We start from the raw sequence: 17,004 nt of genomic DNA on the forward strand, positions 1-17,004 counted from the left end.
ATTATATAATATTTCTAGGAATCTGTAAAATTCTGTCCGCATCTGCGAACCGAAAAGAATATGGAGGCACAAGAAGATGAAAGTTCTGGTTATTAACTGCGGCTCTTCTTCCCTGAAGTATCAGCTGATCGATATGGACGGCGAGAAGGTGCTGTGCAAGGGCCTGTGCGAGCGCATTGGCATGGAAAGCAGCATGATCACCCACGAGGCCAACGGCCACAAGGCCACCACCCCGGCGATCTTCCCCACCCACACTGAGGCTTTTGCTGAGGTTGTGAAGAAGATGACCACCGGCGAGGGCAAGTGCATCGACGATGTCAGCGAGATCAACGCCATCGGCCACCGCGTTGTCCACGGCGGCGAGAAGTTCAAGGCCAGCTGCCTGATCACCGATGAAGTCATCAATACCCTCCGGGAGCTGAGCCCCCTGGCCCCCCTGCACAACCCCGCAGGCATCCTGGGCATTGAGGCTGCACGCAAGGTGTTCGGCAACATCCCCATGGTCGCTGTGTTCGATACCGCTTTCCACAGCACCATGCCCCCGAAGGCTTATATGTACGCCATCCCCTACGAGTACTATGAGAAGTACGGTGTCCGCCGTTACGGCTTCCACGGCACCAGCCACAAGTATGTTGCACACAAGGCTGCTGAGTATCTGGAGGAGCCCATTGAGCGCCTGAAGCTGATCACCTGCCACCTGGGCAACGGTTCTTCCATTGCCGCTGTGGACCAGGGCAAGGTCGTGGATACCTCCATGGGCATGACCCCGCTGGCCGGCCTGATGATGGGCACCCGCTGCGGTGACCTGGACCCCTCTGTGGTCAACTACCTGAAGTACACCCTGAACATCACCGGCCACGAGCTGGACGAGATCCTGAACAAGAAGTCCGGCCTGCTGGGCATCTCCGGTGTCTCCAGCGACAAGCGCGATGTGGAGGAGGCAGCCGAGGCCGGCAACAAGCGCGCACAGCTGGCTTCTGACATGCTGAACTACCAGATCAAGAAGACCATCGGCAGCTACATTGCCGCCATGGGCGGCGTGGATGCCATCGTCTTTACCGGCGGCATCGGCGAGCATGATGCTGTTGCCCGTGCAAAGATCTGCCACCACATGGATTGGCTGGGCATCCGCATCGATACCGACAAGAACAAGCACATCCAGGGCGATGTCTGTGAGATCACTGCCTGGGGCGCAAAGGTCCGCACGCTGGTCATTGCTACCGATGAGGAGTTGATGATCGCCCGCGACACCAAGGAAGTTGTCGAGAAGTAAGCCGTTTGTATTTTACGCGGTTTTTACAATGCAATAAAAAGGGAACGCGCTTCTGAATGGGGGCGCGCTCCCTTTTGCTGTTTTCCGGGGCACAAACCCTGTCTAATTGGGCCGAATGCACAAAAATGAAGGCGAAGGTTTGTTTTTTGGTTGACAAATCAAAAAAAGAACGGTACAATAGAGAAGTCCTCAACCAGAGGATGTTCTATCATTCAAGCCCCTGGTAGCTTACGATCAGCGCGATGGTCCCTAAAAACCAAAGGTATGGTTACAATCCTTCCGCGGGCAAGAACTAAACAAAGAGGAGATACTACTATGTTCGAAGACAAGACTTTAGTTTGCAAAGACTGCGGCAAGGAGTTTGTTTGGACTGCTGGTGAGCAGGAGTTCTACGCATCTCGCGGCTTTGAGAACCAGCCCCAGCGCTGCAAGCCCTGCCGTGACGCTCGCAAGAACGGCGGCGCACGCAGCAACAGCGGTGAGCGCCAGATGTTCGATGCTGTCTGCGCAGCTTGCGGCAAGGCTTGCAAGGTTCCCTTCCAGCCCCGTGAGGACCGTCCGGTCTACTGCTCCGACTGCTTCGCTCGTATGAAGCAGAACTAAGCGCTGATTTTAAAATCTGAAGCTTGGCCCCCGCTGTCGCAAGATGGCGGGGGCTTTTTGTGTGGAAGTTGCTCACCCTCTCAGTCAAAGCCGAAGCAATGACGGAGAGGGTGAGGTCGCTAAAAATTGTGTCAACTACTTGCAAAAATACCTAGTAATAGGGTATAGTATATACGAATGGTCTTCCTGACCACGAAAACACCCACAACAGAAAGGAATCCCATCATGTTTGATATTTTTAATATGCTCAAGAAGAACGAGGAGAGCAAGACGATGCAGGTGACCCGCGAGACCATCATTGGCGATATTCTGGATATGGATCAGACCACCGCTCCCTATTTTATGGAGATCGGTATGCACTGCCTGGGCTGCCCCGCTTCCCGCGGCGAGACCATTGCCGAGGCCTGTGAGGTCCACGGTGTGGACTGCGACGAGCTGCTGGAGAAGCTGAACGCCCATCTGGCTTCCAAGAAGGCCTGAGTGCTCCCCACACTGGATGCGCGGCTGACCGCCGCCGCCGAGCTGGTGCTGCCGGGCAAGCCGGTGGCCGACATCGGCTGTGACCACGGCAAGCTGACAGCGGTGCTGGCGGCCTCGGGGAAATACCCCCGGGTCATCGGGGCCGATCTGCGCCCCGGCCCGCTGGCAAAGGCGGAACAGACGCTGGAACATGCAGGATGCAAAGACCGCGTTGAGCTTCGGCTCGGCGACGGTCTTTCTGTGTTGTCTGCGGGCGAGGTGGGGACCATTGTGCTGGCGGGCGTTTCGGCACAGACCACCTGGGAGATCATCGAACAGGCCCCGTGGGTGTCGCAGGTCGGCGGGCCACGACTGGTGATGGTGCCGGCCACCCGCCACAGCGAGCTGCGACGCTGGCTGTGGGAACACGGCTTTGCGCTGGCGGCAGACCGCCCCGTGCAGGCGGCGGGCCGCTGGTACGCCGTGATGGCTGCCGAGTACACCGGCGAGGTGCACACCCCCACCTTTGCCGAGTGCCTGTTCGGCAGAACAGCCGAATGGCCCGAGGGTGCAGGATATGCCGCCTGGCAGAAGGCCAAGCTCCCCCGTTTCCGGCTGGGCGTGCCGGATGGGACGGAGCTGGCGGAGGAGATCGATAAATTGTTAGATGGCTCGCCCTCTCAGACTCGCTGACGCTCGCCAGCTCCCCCAAAGGGGGAGCCCTTGGCAAAACCGGAAACTTTGTGGGGATTGTCAAAACCTCGCCCTTCGGGAGAGGTGGCATTGCGCAGCAATGACGGAGAGGGTGAGGCTGCTGAAATTGGAGGTACAGCTTTATGGCTACAACCAATGATATTTACGCTGAGATGCAGCGCTATGCGCCATTGGAACTGGCAGAGAGCTGGGATAACCCCGGCCTGCTGGTGGACTGCGGCCGCGGGGTGTCCCGGGTGCTGGTGACGCTGGACATCACCCCCGAGGTGGTGGAGGAAGCTGCGGCCGGGGGCTGCGAACTCATCGTGTCCCACCACCCGGTCATCTTCAGCCCGCTGAAAAAGCTGACCCCCCGGGACGTATCCTTCCAGCTGGTGCAAAAGGGCATCTCTGCCGTCTGTATGCACACCAATCTGGATGCCGCCGAGGGCGGCGTGAACGAGGTGCTGGCGGGCATCTTCGGGATGCGGGACTGGGAAGTGTTTGCCGATGGCTGCGGCCGGGTGGGCGAGGTTGAGCCCATCACGGTGCCGGAGCTGGCCCGCAAGGCGCAGGCTGTGCTGGGCGGGCGGTGCAACCGGCCCCGGAGCGGCCCCGCAGTGCAGGTCAAGTTTGCAGATACCGGCAGGACCGTAAAGCGGCTGGCGGTCATCAGCGGCGCGGGCGGAAGCATGTTCGAGGATGCCCTTGCCGTGGGGGCAGACTGTCTGCTGACCGGCGAGGCCAACCACCACGCGGCCATAGATGCCGTGCGTCTGGGGCTGTCGCTGGTGGCGGCGGGGCACTACGCCACCGAGTTCCCGGTGTGTGCCGCCATCGCTGACCGTCTGCACGCTGCGTTCCCGGAGCTGGAGGTGCGGGTGAGCGGAGAGAACAGAGATCCGTTTACTTATATATAATAAGGAATTAAACCTCTCAGTCTCGCTAACGCTCGCCAGCTCCCCTAGTAGGGGAGCCCTTGGCAAAACCGGAGCGTTTTGCGTAAACGAATAAGAGATTCTATCAGAGAAACAGGTGATTATAAGATGGCACTTGATGCCGCGACGCTGGCGCTGACGGCTGGGGAGCTGAAACAGACCCTGACCGATGCGAAGATCGCAAAAATATTTGAACCCACCCGCGACGAGCTGGTGCTGACCCTGCGCACCCGCACCGAGACCTATGCGCTGCTGCTCTCGGCACGCAGCGGCTCGGCCCGGGTCTGCCTGACCGAAGAGAGCTTCGAGAACCCCGAGACACCGCCCTCCTTCTGTATGCTGATGCGCAAGCATCTGACCGGCGGCAGACTGCTGGATGTGCAGATGGAGCCGGGTGACCGCATCGTGTACTTTACCTTCCAGTGCACCAACGAGATGGGGGACCTGGTGCAGAACATCCTCTGCGCTGAGCTGATGGGCCGCTACTCCAATCTGGTGCTGGTGCAGAACGGCAAGATCATCGATGCCCTCAAGCGGGTGGATTTTGAGGACAGCGATGTCCGGCAGCTGCTGCCGGGCCTGCCCTATACCATTCCGCCCAAACCGGCCCGCCCTGACTTTTTGCAGGTGAGCGCCGCGTCTATCGTGGCGGCAGCCTGTGAGCGGGACCTGCCTGTGGCCGATGCCCTGAACAAGACCGTGGCCGGTGTCGGCCCGGTGGTCTGCCGGGAAGCCGCCTGGCGCGCCTTCGACGGGGAACACCTGCTGGCCAACGAGCTGGACGATGCGCAGAAGCGGAAGCTGATGGCCGCCATCGACGAGCTGAAGGAGCTCCACCACAACGGCGGCTGTCCCTGCAGCGTGACTGCCCCGGACGGCAAGCCGGTGGAGTTCACCTTCTTCCGGCCCATGCAGTACGGCGATACCTATGTTATAAAAGAGTGGCCGTCCTTCAATGCCCTGCTCGAGGGCTACTATGCCGAGAAGGACCGCGCCGAGCGCCTGCGCACCAAGAGCAAGGAGCTGCACAAGGCCGTGCACAACATGTACGAGCGTGCGGTCCGCAAGCAGGCCGCACGGCAGGAGGAGCTGGCCGCCAGCGGCAAGAGCGAGAAGCTGCGGCTCTACGGGGAGCTGCTCTCGGCCAACCTCTATTTGGCCCAGAAGGGAATGAAGAGCATCACCGTGCCCAACTGGTACGATGAGGGCAAGGAAGTGACCATCCCGCTGGACCTGCGGTTCAGCCCCAGCCAGAACGCCCAGAACTTCTTCAAGAACTACAAGAAGAAACAGACCGCCGCCCGGATGCTGGTAGACCTGCTGGCAGAGGGGGAAAAGGAGATCGCCTATCTGGAAACGGTGCTCTACGAGGTGGAGACCGCCGCCGGTGAGGCGGCACTGAACGAGATCCGGGCCGAGCTCAAGAGTCAGGGCTACCTGAAATACTACAAGCAGCGCGACAAGCGTCAGAAGCCTGCCGACTTCCTGCGCTTTACCTCCAGCGACGGCTTTGAAATTCTTGTGGGCCGCAACAACGCCCAGAACGACAAGCTGACCCTCCACACCGCCCGGGGCAAGGACCTCTGGTTCCATGTCCAGAAGGCTCCCGGCAGCCATGTGGTCGTGATGAGCCGGGGGGAGGATATCCCGGACACCACCCGGCAGGAGGCCGCCGAGCTGGCCGTGATCTATTCCAGCGCCTACAAGGCCGGGACCGGTGCCAAGGTGGCGGTAGACACCACCGAGGTGAAGAACATCTGGAAAGCCAACGGCGCAAAGCCCGGCATGGTTCTGTATGAGGTGTACACCACCGTCTACATCACGCCCCGGGATGGGCTGGAAGAACAGCTGAAACAGAAAAAGTAAAGAATGACCCTCTCCGTCAAAGCCTGCGGGCCCTGACGGAGAGGGTCTTTTTGTATAAAGCGCCCCATTCCGGTGCATCCTGAGAGGCGGGGGAGTTTTCCACGCGAAAACGTGGAACGCGGTATGCAAAATGCACAAAAAATGCGCCAAAAGACCGTGCGGAGAAAATAAAAAAGAAAAATACGATTTTTTTGAAAAAACACTTGCCAAATGCACGCAGATGTGATAAAATATCTCTCGGCTGCAAAGGGCTTGTGCGATACAAGTCGTGCAGGCCAGCGATATGCGTAGATGCGGGAGGTTGTCATCCGGCAATAGTCGTGATGGGTTATTTCCGCGGAGTATGTCCGATCTTAGAACCGGGCGAAAAAATTACTGACAGCGATGGAATACGTTCCCTCGGCGGGGCAACCTGCGAAACGGGCGGAACCAATGTTCGGATTTGATTTGCTAATATATCTCCGGGAGAACTGCCAGGCGGTTCACCGGTTTTTCTAGTGCCAAATCGAGGAACACCCGGAACTGTGTAGAGCAATTTATCGGCTCGCCTAGGGCAAAATCAATTTTTTCAGGAGGCGTAAGCAATGGCAGTCAAAGAGAAAATCAGAATCCGTCTGCAGAGCTATGATGCTCAGCTGATTGATGCCGCAGCAGAGAAGATCGTGGAGACCGCAAAGCACACTGGTGCCCGCGTGTCCGGCCCCATCCCCCTGCCCACCGATCGTGAGATCGTTACCGTTCTGCGTGCTACCCACAAGTACAAGGATAGCCGCGAGCAGTTCGAGAGCCGCACTCATAAGCGTCTGATCGACATTCTGAAGCCGTCCAACAAGACGGTCGAGGCTCTGATGAGCCTCCAGCTCCCCGCTGGCGTGGACATCGAGATCAAGCTGTAACAGCTGATCCAAGCGATGCTCCTCGTTTCCCGAGGGGTCATGTTGGCGGTGACGTGCGCCGCCAACCAATAACCTTTACAGGAGGAAAAGAAAATGGTTAAAGGCATTATCGGCAAGAAAGTCGGTATGACCCAGCTGTTCGATGAGAACGGCAAGGTTATTCCCGTAACTGTCATCGAGGCTGGTCCCTGCACCGTGGTGCAGAAGAAGACCGTCGAGAGCGATGGTTACCAGGCTGTCCAGCTGGGCTTCGGCGAGGTTTCCGCCAAGAAGGTCAACAAGGCAGCTGCAGGTCACTTCAAGAAGGCAAATGTTGCCCCCAAGAAGACCCTGCGCGAGTTCCGTCTGGAAGATGTTTCCGCAATGAACGTTGGCGACGTGCTGAAGGCTGATGTCTTCGCAGCAGGCGACAAGGTTGACGTTGCAGGCGTTTCCAAGGGCAAGGGCTACCAGGGCGTTATCAAGCGCTTTGGCCAGCACCGTCTGCGTGAGAGCCACGGCACCGGCCCTGTTGCTCGTCATGCAGGTTCTATGGGCGCTATTTCCAACCCCTCTCGTGTGTTCCCCGGCAAGCGCCTGCCCGGTCACATGGGCTTTGTGCGGGTCACCGTGCAGAACCTGACCGTTGTCAAGGTTGACACCGAGAACAATCTGATCGCTGTCAAGGGTGCGGTTCCCGGCTCCAAGGGCACCATCGTCACTCTGGCCAACAGCGTGAAGGCGTAAGGAGGAAAGCTACAATGGCAAAGTTTAATGTAGTCGATATGAACGGTCAGCACGTTAGCGAGATCGAGCTTTCCGACGCCGTGTTCGGTATCACCCCGAACGAGAAGGCTGTCCACATTGCTGTGGTGAACTTCCTGGCCAACCAGCGTCAGGGCACCCAGAACACCAAGATCCGCATGGAAGTTTCCGGCGGCGGCAAGAAGCCCTGGCGTCAGAAGGGCACCGGCCACGCTCGTCAGGGCTCCATCCGTGCTCCCCAGTGGACTCACGGCGGCGTTGCTCTGGGCCCCAAGCCCCGCAGCTACAACTACCACATCAACAACAAGGTCAAGCGCCTGGCTCTGCTGAGCGTTCTGTCTGACAAGGCTGCCAATGGCAACATGGTCGTTGTTGATAAGTTCACCTGCGACGAGTACAAGACCAAGGCTGTGGTTGCAATGCTGAACGCTGTTGGCGCCGGCAAGAAGAACCTGCTGGTCAACGAGACCGTCGATGCAAAGTTCGTCAAGAGCGCTGGCAACATTGCCGGTGTCAAGACCACCTTTGCAGGCAGCGTGAACACCTACGATGTGCTGAACGCCGACAAGCTGATCATCAGCGTCGACGCAGCTAAGAAGCTCGAGGAGGTGCTTGGCTAATGAAAACCGCACATGATATCATCCTGAAGCCGGTCATTACCGAGAACTCCATGGCTGGCATCGCTGATAAGAAGTACACCTTCAAGGTTGCTACTGATGCCACCAAGGTCGAGATCGCTCAGGCTGTCGAGACCCTGTTCCCCGGCGCTAAGGTCGCTAAGGTCAACACCATTTCCGTGCGTGGCCGCTTCCGCCGCCAGGGCATGCATGCTGGTTACACTGCCGCTTCCAAGAAGGCAATCGTGACCCTGACCAAGGACTCCAAGGAAATCGAGTTCTTCAACAGCATGGTCTAAACCGAACCCGCCGAGGGTTCCTCTATGGGGATATGACCCCGATAATAATTCATAAGATAAACAAAGGAGAATAGCACAATGGCTATCAAGAAGTATGGCCCCACTACTCCGGGCCGCCGCGGCATGACCGTCACGGATTACAGCGTCCTGAGCAAGGTCGCTCCCGAGCGCAGCCTGCTGGAGCCCATGAAGAAGCACAGCGGCCGCAACAACACCGGTCGTATCACCGTCCGCCACCAGGGCGGCGGCAACCGCACCAAGTATCGTGTCATCGACTTCAAGCGTCAGAAGACCGATATCCCCGCTACCGTCAAGACTCTCGAGTATGATCCGAACCGCAGCGCATTCATCGCTCTGGTCGAGTACACCGATGGCGTTAAGAGCTACATCATTGCTCCCGATGGCCTGAAGGTGGGCGATGTGGTCATCAGCAGCAAGTCTGCCGACATCAAGCCCGGCAACTGCCTGCCCTTCGAGAACATCCCCGTTGGTACCATCATCCACAACATCGAGCTGTATCCCGGCCGCGGCGCTCAGCTGGTTCGTTCCGCTGGCAACATGGCTCAGCTGATGGCTAAGGAGAATGGCTACGCTCTGGTTCGTCTGCCCTCCGGTGAGATGCGCAACGTGCCCGTGAACTGCACCGCAGTTGTGGGCCAGGTTTCCAACATCGACCACGAGAACGTCAACCTGGGCAAGGCCGGCCGTAAGCGCCACATGGGCGTTCGTCCCGGCAGCCGTGGTACCGTTATGAACCCCTGCGACCACCCCCACGGCGGTGGCGAGGGCCGCGCACCTGTTGGTCACTCCGGTCCTATGACTCCCTGGGGCAAGCCCGCTCTGGGTCTCAAGACTCGCAAGCATCATAAGCGCTCCGATAAGCTCATCGTGAAGCGTGCAGGTAAGTAAGAGAGGAGTTTAAGACAATGGGTAGAAGCATTAAAAAAGGACCTTTCGTCCAGGCTGCTCTTCTGAAGCACGTTGAAGCAATGAACGCTTCCGGCAAGAAGCAGGTCATCAAGACCTGGAGCCGCGCCTCCACGATCTTCCCCGAATTCGTTGGTCACACCTTTGCCGTTCACGACGGCCGCAAGCATGTGCCTGTGTATGTGACTGAGGACATGGTTGGCCACAAGCTGGGTGAGTTCGTTCCCACCCGTACCTTCAAGGGCCACACCGGTAATTCTAAATAATAGAGGGAGGAACACAACATGGAAGCTCGGGCAATTCTTCGTTATGCCCGCATTAGTCCCCGTAAGGTGTCTATCGTTATGGACCTGATCCGTAACAAGCCCCTGGACGAAGCGCTGGCAATCCTGCAGTACACCCCGAAGGCCGCTTGTGAGCCCCTTCTGAAGCTGGTGAAGTCTGCAGCCGCTAATGCGGAAAACAACTTCAATATGGACAAGAACAATCTGTACGTTGCTGAGTGCTACGTGTGCCCCGGCCCCACGCTGAAGCGCATGATGCCTCGTGCACAGGGCCGCGGCTACCGCATCCTGAAGCGCACCAGCCACATGACCGTTGTTCTGAAAGAGAAAGAGTAAGGAGGGAAAACAATGGGCCAGAAAGTAAATCCGCACGGCATTCGTGTCGGCGTTATTAAAGACTGGGACAGCCGCTGGTTTGCCTCCAAGAAGGATTTCAGCGATAACCTCGTCGAGGATCACAAGATCCGCACTGAGCTGAAGGCTCAGCTGAAGGACGCTGGTGTCCCCAAGATCGAGATCGAGCGTACTGTGGATCCTTCCACTTCCGCTCCTCGCGTAACTGTTAACATCTACTGCGCTAAGCCGGGCATGGTCATCGGCAAGGGCGGTGAGGAGCGCGTTGCTCTGCAGAACAAGCTGACCAAGGAGTATGGCAAGACTGTGATCGTCAATGTCATCGAGGTCAAGAGCGCTTCCACCAACGCACAGCTGGTTGCTGAGGACATCGCTCGTCAGCTGGAGAACCGTGTGACCTTCCGCCGTGCCATGAAGCAGTGCATGCGCAATGCTATGAGCCCCCGCGATCGTTCCACCGTTCCCGCTAAGGGCATCAAGGCTATGTGCTCCGGCCGTCTGGGCGGCGCTGATATCGCTCGTACTGAGAGCTATCACGAGGGCACCATCCCCCTGCAGACCCTGCGTGCCGACATCGACTACGGCTTTGCTGAGGCTGCTACCACCTACGGCCGCATCGGCGTTAAGGTGTGGGTCTACAAGGGCGAGGTCCTGAAGAGCGCTAAGACCGCTCAGAAGAAGGAAGGAGGCAACAAGTAATGTTACTGCCTAAGCGTGTTAAGTACCGCCGCGTTCAGCGCGGCCGCATGACCGGCAAGGCTACCCGCGGCAACGTGGTGTGCCAGGGCCAGTACGGCCTTGTTGCTCTGGAGCCGGCATGGATCTCTTCCACCCAGATCGAGGCTGCTCGTGTTGCCATGACTCGTTACATCAAGCGTGGCGGCAAGGTGTGGATCAAGATCTTCCCCGATAAGCCCGTTACCGAGAAGCCCGCTGAGACCCGCATGGGTTCCGGTAAAGGCTCTCCCGAGTACTGGGTCGCTGTCGTTAAGCCCGGCCGCGTTCTGTTCGAGCTGGCAGATGTCGATGAGGCAACTGCCCGCGAGGCTCTGCGCCTGGCTATGCACAAGCTGCCCATCAAGTGCAAATTTGCAGTCCGTGAGGACTCCGTGAAGGAGGATGGCACCAATGAAGGCTAATGAACTCCGCGAAATGCAGACCGCAGAGCTGACCAGCAAGCTGGTCGACCTGAAGGCTGAGCTGTTTAACCTGCGCTTCCAGCATGCCATCAACCAGCTGGAGAACCCCGGCCGCATCGACGCAGTCAAGAAGGACATCGCCCGCGTGATGACCGTTCTGGCTGAGAAGCAGTAAGGAGGTTAAACGATGGAAGAACGTAATCTGAGAAAGACCCGCGTCGGCGTTGTCGTGTCCGACAAGATGGATAAGACCATCGTGGTTGCCGTTAAGGATAGCGTGCAGCACCCCCTGTACAAGAAGATCCTGAAGCGTACCGTGAAGTTCAAGGCTCGTGACGAGCAGAACGAGTGCGGTATCGGTGACCGTGTTGAGATCATGGAGTGCCGCCCCCTGAGCAAGGATGTGCGCTGGCGCCTGGTCCGTATCGTTGAGAAGGCAAAGTAATCTTTGCCCGCTGCTTTGAACAGTTTGAAAGGAGATATCTGAAATGGTTCAGATGCAAACTTATCTCAAAGTTGCCGACAACACCGGTGCCAAGGAGCTGATGTGCTTCCGTGTGCTGGGCGGCACCCGCAAGAGATACGCAAACATTGGTGACGTCGTGGTCTGCTCTGTCAAGAAGGCAGCCCCCGGCGGCTCCGTTAAGAAGGGCGACGTTGTCAAGGCTGTCATCGTGCGCAGCAAGCATGGCGTGCGCCGCGACGACGGTTCCTACATCCGTTTTGATGAGAACGCCGCCGTTATCGTTATGGCCGACAAGAACCCCAAGGGTACCCGTATCTTTGGACCTGTTGCTCGCGAGCTGCGTGATGCCGGCTACACCAAGATCCTGAGCCTGGCTCCGGAATCGCTGTAAGGAGGTTTTAAAAATGAATAATCTTCATGTTAAAACCGGCGACAACGTTATGATCATCAGCGGCAAGGACAAGGGCCACACTGGTAAGGTCCTGCAGGTCAGCCCCTCTGAGAACAAGGTCATCGTTGAGGGCCAGAACATGGTTACCAAGCACGTCAAGCCTCGTCGTCAGGGCGAGCAGGGCGGCATCGTGAAGGCTGAGGGTGCTATGTACGCATCCAAGGTCATGCCCATCTGCCCCAAGTGCGGCAAGGCCGTGCGCGTGGGCCACGTCGAGAAGGACGGTAAGATGGTCCGCGTCTGCAAGAAGTGCGGCGCTGAGCTGTAAGGAAAGGAGTAAGGAACAATGGCTCGTTTGAAAGAACAGTATGTCAATGAAATTGCTCCTGCTCTGAACTCTAAGTTCGGTTACAAGAGCGTTATGCAGATCCCCAAGCTGGACAAGGTCGTCATCAACGTTGCCTGCGGCGAAGCCAAGGACAACGAGAAGATCCTGGAAGCTGTTATGAAGGATCTGGGCCAGATCACTGGCCAGAAGGCAGTCGTCTGCCGTGCCAAGAAGAGCGTTGCTAACTTCAAGCTGCGCCAGGGCACTCCCATCGGCTGCAAGGTCACCCTGCGTGGTGAGCGTATGTACGAGTTTGTCGATCGTTTCTTCAACGTCGCTCTGCCCCGTGTCCGCGACTTCCGCGGCATCAACGGCAACGGCTTTGACGGCCGCGGCAACTTTGCATGCGGCATCAAGGAGCAGATCATCTTCCCCGAGATCGACTTTGATAAGGTCGATGCAGTCCGCGGCATGGATGTCTGCTTTGTTACCACCGCTAAGACCGACGAAGAGGGCAAGGAGCTGCTGAAGGCTCTGGGCGCTCCGTTCGCTACCGAGAATAACTAAGGAGGAGATTGGTACAATGGCTAAACTGTCTATGAAGCTGAAGCAGTCTCGTCCTGCTAAGTTCTCTACCCGTGCATACACCCGCTGCCGCATCTGCGGCCGCCCCCACTCCGTGCTGCGCAAGTACGGCGTGTGCCGTGTGTGCTTCCGTGAGCTGGCCTACAAGGGCGAGATCCCGGGCGTGAAGAAGGCTTCCTGGTAATTTACCAGAGGGCTGGATAGAATGTCGGATATCCGCCCCGGGGCAAGCATGTTTCGGGGCGGTATCATTATAAAACAAATGAGAGCTAATCTAAGGAGGTTAGTGGCACATGCAGATTACTGATCCTATCGCGGACCTGCTGACTCGCATCCGCAACGCTAGCACTGCCAAACACCCTTCTGTGGAGATCCCCGCTTCCAACATGAAGAAGGCTATCTGCCAGATTCTGGTTGACGAGGGCTACATCAAGGGCATGCAGGTGAAGAACGACACCGTTCAGGGCACCATCGTTGTCACCCTGAAGTACCAGGCTAACGGCGAGCCCGTTATCGCTGGCCTGCGCCGCGTGTCCAAGCCCGGCCTGCGCATCTACACCAACTGCGAGGATATGCCGAAGGTCATGAAGGGCCTGGGCACCGCAATCATTTCCACCTCTAAGGGCATTATGACCGATAAGGCTGCTCGTGCTGCGCACGTTGGCGGCGAGGTCCTGGCCTTTGTGTGGTAAGAAAGGGGTAAAAGACAATGTCGAGAATTGGAAGAAAACCCATCGTCATTCCTGCCGGCGTCACTGTTACTGTTGATGAAGCAGCACACACCGTCGCTGTCAAGGGCCCCAAGGGCAGCCTGAATTCCAACTTCCACCCCCTGATGACCGTTAAGGTCGAGGGCAATGAAGTTCTGGTCACCCGCCCCAATGACGATCCCCAGGCCCGCAGCCTGCACGGCCTGACCCGTACCAACATCGCTAACATGGTCAACGGTGTTGTGAACGGCTACGAGAAGAAGCTGGAGATCGTGGGCGTTGGCCTGCGCTGCCAGAAGCAGGGCTCCAACCTGGTTATGAACCTGGGCTTCTCCCACCAGGTGAATGTCCCCGATACCGAGGACTGCACCATCGTGTGGCAGGACCCTAACCACTTCTCTGTTACCGGTATTGACAAGCAGAAGGTGGGCCAGTACGCCGCCGAGATCCGCGCCAAGAAGCCGCCTGAACCCTACAAGGGCAAGGGCATCCGCTACGCAGGCGAGGTTGTCAAGCACAAAGAAGGCAAGGCCGGCAAGGGCAAGAAATAAGGTAAGGAGTGAAAGACAATGGTTAAGCAGATCGACAAGAACGAAGCTCGTCTTCGTCGTCATCGCCGCGTTCGCAACAAGATCAGCGGCACCGCAGCACGTCCCCGTCTGGATGTTTTCCGCTCCGCCAAGCACATTTACGCTCAGATCATCGATGATGAGCAGGGCGTGACCCTGGTGTCTGCATCCACTATGGACAAGGACTTCAATGGTTTCGGCGGCAACGTCGAGGCCGCAGCTGAGATCGGCAAGAAGGTCGCAGCAAAGGCTCTGGAAAAGGGCATCACCGAGGTCGTGTTCGACCGTGGTGGCTACGTTTATCATGGCCGTGTTAAGGCCCTGGCTGATGGCGCCCGTGAGGGCGGCCTGAAGCTGTAATGAGAGGAGGAAACACATTATGGCTATGAGAAACCGTGAAGACGACGGCATGATCACCAAGGTTGTCTCCATCAACCGCGTTTCCAAGACTGTCAAGGGCGGCCGCATCATGAAGTTTGCCGCTCTGGTTGTCGTGGGCGACGGCAAGGGCACCATCGGTTATGGCATCGGCAAGTCTGGCGAAGTGCCTGAGGCAATCCGCAAGGGCGAGGCTGCTGCAAAGAAGAACATGCACAAGGTTGCCCTGAAGGGCACCACCATCCCCCACGAGATCGTCGGCAAGTACGGCGCAGGTGCCGTTCTGCTCAAGCCGGCTGCACCCGGTACCGGCATGATCGCCGGCGGCCCTGTGCGTGCCGTCATTGAGGCTGCTGGCATCAAGGACATCCGTGCGAAGTCTATGCGTTCCAACAACCCCATCAACGTTGTTTCTGCTACCTTCGCAGGTCTGTGCGGCCTGGTCAGCGCGGAGTCCGTCGCTGAGAAGCGCGGCAAGACCGTGAGTGAGATTCTGGGTTAAGGAGGTAACAAACCATGGCAGATAAGATGCTCAAGATCGAGCTGAAGAAGAGCCTGATCGGCCGCGGCGCTAAGCAGATCGCTACCGCTGAGGCCCTGGGCCTGAAGAAGCCGGGCGACGTTACCGTTCAGCCTGACAATGCCGCTACGCAGGGCAAGATCGCAAAGATCGGCTTTATGCTCAGCGTCACCGAAGCCTAATAGCAGGGGGTATACGCATAATGAAACTTCATGAACTGCACGCTATTCCCGGTGCAAACAAGGCTGTGACCCGCAAGGGCCGCGGCATTGGCTCCGGCAATGGCAAGACTGCCGGTTTCGGCAGCAAGGGCCAGAAGGCCCGTTCCGGCGTGAAGCACGCTGGTTTCGAGGGCGGCCAGATGCCTCTGGCACGCCGCCTGCCGAAGGTTGGCTTTAACAACATCTTTGCTACCCAGTACGCCATTGTTAACGTGGCTGACCTGGAAGCAGCTTTCAACGCTGGCGATGTCGTTGACACCGAGGCTCTGAAGGCAAAGGGTCTGGTCAAGAAGACTCTGGACGGTGTTAAGGTCCTGGGCAACGGCGAGCTGACCAAGGCTCTGACCGTCAAGGCCGCAGCCTATTCCGCTTCTGCCAAAGAGAAAATCGAGAAGGCAGGCGGAAAGGCTGAGGTGATGTAAGGTGTTCCAGACATTCCGTAACGCATGGAAGATTCCCGAGCTTAAAAATCGTCTCCTGTTCACGCTGGCGATCCTCGTGGTGTATCGTCTGGGCAGCGCCATCCCCGTTCCGTTCATCACCGGTTCTGCACTGAACCAGATGTTCTCCAACGGCAATATGCTCTCGTATCTCGATATGATGAGCGGTGGTGCCCTGTCTCGGTGCACACTCTTCGCGTTAGGTGTGACGCCTTATATCAACGCTTCCATCATTGTGCAGCTGCTCACCGTTGCGATCCCCGCCCTGGAAAACATGGCGAAGGAAGCCGACGGCCAGCAGAAGATGCAGCAGATCACCCGGTATGTCGGCGGTGTCATCGCTCTGGTGATGAGCCTCGGCTACTACTTCGTGATCCGCAATATGGGCGCACTGAAGTACACCAGCGGCGCGGCCGGTATCTTTACCGCCGTTGTCATCATTGCCACCTTTACCGCAGGTGCGCAGCTGATCACCTGGTGTGGTGAGCAGATCGATGACAAGGGTATCGGCAACGGTATCTCTCTGTTGATCTTCTCCTCGATCGTTTCCAACTGGTCCGGTGTCTACACCACCGTCACGGGTCTGCTGACCCGCGCCGCTGCAGGCGAGACCCGGTTCTATATCCTGCTGCCCCTGCTGCTGGTTCTGGCACTGGTGGTGATCGTGTTCATCGTTGTTATGACCAACGCTGAGCGCCGCATCACCATCCAGTATGCCAAGCGTGTGGTGGGCCGCAAGCAGATGGGCGGGCAGAACAGCTACCTGCCCCTGAAGCTGAACATGAGCGGCGTGATGCCCATCATCTTCGCTTCCGCGATGGTTTCGATCCCCGGCACCATCGGCAGCTTCCTGCAGATCGATCAGGCAGCACATCCGTTCTGGTATGCTTTCTTCCATACCTTCAACTACACGTCGCTGCTCTACATCGTGATCTACCTGCTGCTGATCCTGGCCTTCAACTACTTCTATGTGGCCATCCAGTACAACCCCGTTGAGATCGCCAACAATCTGCGCCGCAACAACGGCTCGATCCCCGGCTTCCGTCCCGGCAAGCCGACCAGCGATTTCCTGACCCGCACCCTGAATAAGATCACCCTCATGGGTGCCATCTTCCTGGCTGCGGTGGCTGTACTGCCGATCATTCTGGGCAACCTGACCGGTATGAGCATCCAGCTGGGCGGTACCAGCCTGCTGATCGTGGTTGGTGTGGCACTTGATACCACCCGCAGCCTCGACAGCTTTATGACGATGCGCAACCACAAGGGTTTCCTTGGCTGATCTAAAACAAAAGCACTGATGTGAG

28 protein-coding genes are annotated in these 17,004 nt (G+C 57.8%); all 28 read left to right on the top strand.

What is annotated here, in order from left to right:
* The first annotated feature begins 76 nt into the window (after window positions 1-76).
* The 28 genes from D3F01_RS11865 to secY all read left to right on the top strand — a co-directional run bounded on the left by D3F01_RS11865 (window position 77) and on the right by secY (window position 16,979).
* Window positions 77-1,273 carry an acetate kinase gene (locus D3F01_RS11865; protein WP_097771307.1) on the top strand — a complete coding sequence of 399 codons (1,197 nt, stop codon included), beginning with the start codon at window positions 77-79 and terminating at the stop codon, window positions 1,271-1,273.
* Window positions 1,274-1,588: 315 nt separating this feature from the next.
* Window positions 1,589-1,876, top strand: a complete 288-nt coding sequence (locus D3F01_RS11870; protein ID WP_005921120.1) for a zinc-ribbon domain containing protein — start codon at window positions 1,589-1,591, stop codon at window positions 1,874-1,876.
* Between the two features lie 225 nt (window positions 1,877-2,101).
* Window positions 2,102-2,356: a DUF1858 domain-containing protein gene (locus D3F01_RS11875; protein WP_242888915.1), complete on the top strand. Its 255-nt coding sequence runs from the start codon at window positions 2,102-2,104 to the stop codon at window positions 2,354-2,356.
* The gene (locus D3F01_RS11880) at window positions 2,357-3,028 is read left to right on the top strand and encodes a class I SAM-dependent methyltransferase (protein ID WP_242888917.1); all 672 of its coding nucleotides are present in this window, start codon (window positions 2,357-2,359) and stop codon (window positions 3,026-3,028) included.
* Between the two features lie 143 nt (window positions 3,029-3,171).
* The gene (locus D3F01_RS11885) at window positions 3,172-3,948 is read left to right on the top strand and encodes a Nif3-like dinuclear metal center hexameric protein (protein ID WP_242888919.1); all 777 of its coding nucleotides are present in this window, start codon (window positions 3,172-3,174) and stop codon (window positions 3,946-3,948) included.
* 126 nt (window positions 3,949-4,074) lie between these two features.
* A complete protein-coding gene (locus D3F01_RS11890; protein WP_242888921.1) occupies window positions 4,075-5,832 on the top strand; it encodes an NFACT RNA binding domain-containing protein in 1,758 nt (585 codons plus the stop codon).
* A 584-nt stretch (window positions 5,833-6,416) separates the two neighbouring features.
* Window positions 6,417-6,728 (top strand): 30S ribosomal protein S10, encoded by a 312-nt coding sequence (gene rpsJ, locus D3F01_RS11895; protein WP_005934923.1) that lies wholly within the window; start codon window positions 6,417-6,419, stop codon window positions 6,726-6,728.
* Window positions 6,729-6,821: 93 nt separating this feature from the next.
* Entirely contained in the window at window positions 6,822-7,454 is a 633-nt protein-coding gene (gene rplC / locus D3F01_RS11900) for a 50S ribosomal protein L3 (protein WP_097771303.1), read from the top strand.
* A gap of 14 nt (window positions 7,455-7,468) precedes the next feature.
* On the top strand, window positions 7,469-8,092 hold the full coding sequence (rplD, locus tag D3F01_RS11905) for a 50S ribosomal protein L4 (RefSeq protein ID WP_005934920.1): 624 nt from the start codon (window positions 7,469-7,471) through the stop codon (window positions 8,090-8,092).
* A complete protein-coding gene (rplW, locus tag D3F01_RS11910; RefSeq protein WP_005934919.1) occupies window positions 8,092-8,388 on the top strand; it encodes a 50S ribosomal protein L23 in 297 nt (98 codons plus the stop codon). Before rplD ends, rplW begins: the two co-directional genes overlap by 1 nt.
* Before the next feature lie 78 nt (window positions 8,389-8,466).
* Window positions 8,467-9,297 (top strand): 50S ribosomal protein L2, encoded by an 831-nt coding sequence (rplB, locus tag D3F01_RS11915; RefSeq protein ID WP_097771302.1) that lies wholly within the window; start codon window positions 8,467-8,469, stop codon window positions 9,295-9,297.
* Between the two features lie 17 nt (window positions 9,298-9,314).
* Window positions 9,315-9,581 carry a 30S ribosomal protein S19 gene (rpsS, locus tag D3F01_RS11920; RefSeq protein ID WP_005934915.1) on the top strand — a complete coding sequence of 89 codons (267 nt, stop codon included), beginning with the start codon at window positions 9,315-9,317 and terminating at the stop codon, window positions 9,579-9,581.
* Window positions 9,582-9,599: 18 nt separating this feature from the next.
* Entirely contained in the window at window positions 9,600-9,935 is a 336-nt protein-coding gene (gene rplV, locus D3F01_RS11925) for a 50S ribosomal protein L22 (RefSeq protein ID WP_005921882.1), read from the top strand.
* Between the two features lie 12 nt (window positions 9,936-9,947).
* Window positions 9,948-10,652, top strand: coding sequence for a 30S ribosomal protein S3 (gene rpsC, locus D3F01_RS11930; protein WP_005934914.1), 705 nt, complete (start codon window positions 9,948-9,950; stop codon window positions 10,650-10,652).
* Entirely contained in the window at window positions 10,652-11,092 is a 441-nt protein-coding gene (gene rplP / locus D3F01_RS11935; RefSeq protein WP_005934913.1) for a 50S ribosomal protein L16, read from the top strand. Before rpsC ends, rplP begins: the two co-directional genes overlap by 1 nt.
* Window positions 11,082-11,267, top strand: coding sequence for a 50S ribosomal protein L29 (gene rpmC, locus D3F01_RS11940; RefSeq protein WP_005934912.1), 186 nt, complete (start codon window positions 11,082-11,084; stop codon window positions 11,265-11,267). The genes rplP and rpmC overlap by 11 nt, the downstream gene beginning before the upstream one ends.
* Window positions 11,268-11,279: 12 nt before the next feature.
* Window positions 11,280-11,537 carry a 30S ribosomal protein S17 gene (rpsQ, locus tag D3F01_RS11945; RefSeq protein ID WP_005921877.1) on the top strand — a complete coding sequence of 86 codons (258 nt, stop codon included), beginning with the start codon at window positions 11,280-11,282 and terminating at the stop codon, window positions 11,535-11,537.
* 43 nt (window positions 11,538-11,580) lie between these two features.
* Complete coding sequence (rplN, locus tag D3F01_RS11950; RefSeq protein ID WP_005921875.1) at window positions 11,581-11,949, top strand: 50S ribosomal protein L14; 369 nt, start codon at window positions 11,581-11,583, stop codon at window positions 11,947-11,949.
* Between the two features lie 13 nt (window positions 11,950-11,962).
* Window positions 11,963-12,277 carry a 50S ribosomal protein L24 gene (rplX, locus tag D3F01_RS11955; protein ID WP_005934911.1) on the top strand — a complete coding sequence of 105 codons (315 nt, stop codon included), beginning with the start codon at window positions 11,963-11,965 and terminating at the stop codon, window positions 12,275-12,277.
* Between the two features lie 18 nt (window positions 12,278-12,295).
* Window positions 12,296-12,844 carry a 50S ribosomal protein L5 gene (rplE, locus tag D3F01_RS11960; RefSeq protein WP_005934909.1) on the top strand — a complete coding sequence of 183 codons (549 nt, stop codon included), beginning with the start codon at window positions 12,296-12,298 and terminating at the stop codon, window positions 12,842-12,844.
* Window positions 12,845-12,860: 16 nt separating this feature from the next.
* A complete protein-coding gene (locus D3F01_RS11965; protein ID WP_005921866.1) occupies window positions 12,861-13,046 on the top strand; it encodes a type Z 30S ribosomal protein S14 in 186 nt (61 codons plus the stop codon).
* A 109-nt stretch (window positions 13,047-13,155) separates the two neighbouring features.
* Window positions 13,156-13,554, top strand: coding sequence for a 30S ribosomal protein S8 (gene rpsH, locus D3F01_RS11970; protein WP_005934908.1), 399 nt, complete (start codon window positions 13,156-13,158; stop codon window positions 13,552-13,554).
* Between the two features lie 17 nt (window positions 13,555-13,571).
* Complete coding sequence (gene rplF, locus D3F01_RS11975) at window positions 13,572-14,123, top strand: 50S ribosomal protein L6 (RefSeq protein ID WP_005934907.1); 552 nt, start codon at window positions 13,572-13,574, stop codon at window positions 14,121-14,123.
* An 18-nt stretch (window positions 14,124-14,141) separates the two neighbouring features.
* Complete coding sequence (gene rplR, locus D3F01_RS11980) at window positions 14,142-14,501, top strand: 50S ribosomal protein L18 (RefSeq protein ID WP_005934906.1); 360 nt, start codon at window positions 14,142-14,144, stop codon at window positions 14,499-14,501.
* Window positions 14,502-14,520: 19 nt separating this feature from the next.
* On the top strand, window positions 14,521-15,021 hold the full coding sequence (rpsE, locus tag D3F01_RS11985) for a 30S ribosomal protein S5 (protein ID WP_097771300.1): 501 nt from the start codon (window positions 14,521-14,523) through the stop codon (window positions 15,019-15,021).
* Between the two features lie 14 nt (window positions 15,022-15,035).
* Window positions 15,036-15,221 carry a 50S ribosomal protein L30 gene (gene rpmD, locus D3F01_RS11990; RefSeq protein ID WP_005934904.1) on the top strand — a complete coding sequence of 62 codons (186 nt, stop codon included), beginning with the start codon at window positions 15,036-15,038 and terminating at the stop codon, window positions 15,219-15,221.
* A gap of 20 nt (window positions 15,222-15,241) precedes the next feature.
* Window positions 15,242-15,682, top strand: coding sequence for a 50S ribosomal protein L15 (rplO, locus tag D3F01_RS11995; protein ID WP_005934902.1), 441 nt, complete (start codon window positions 15,242-15,244; stop codon window positions 15,680-15,682).
* A 1-nt stretch (window position 15,683) separates the two neighbouring features.
* Window positions 15,684-16,979 carry a preprotein translocase subunit SecY gene (secY, locus tag D3F01_RS12000; RefSeq protein WP_097771299.1) on the top strand — a complete coding sequence of 432 codons (1,296 nt, stop codon included), beginning with the start codon at window positions 15,684-15,686 and terminating at the stop codon, window positions 16,977-16,979.
* The last annotated feature ends 25 nt before the right edge of the window (window positions 16,980-17,004 follow it).

Source organism: Faecalibacterium sp. BCRC 81149 (assembly GCF_022750605.1).
GTDB lineage: Bacteria > Bacillota > Clostridia > Oscillospirales > Ruminococcaceae > Faecalibacterium > Faecalibacterium duncaniae.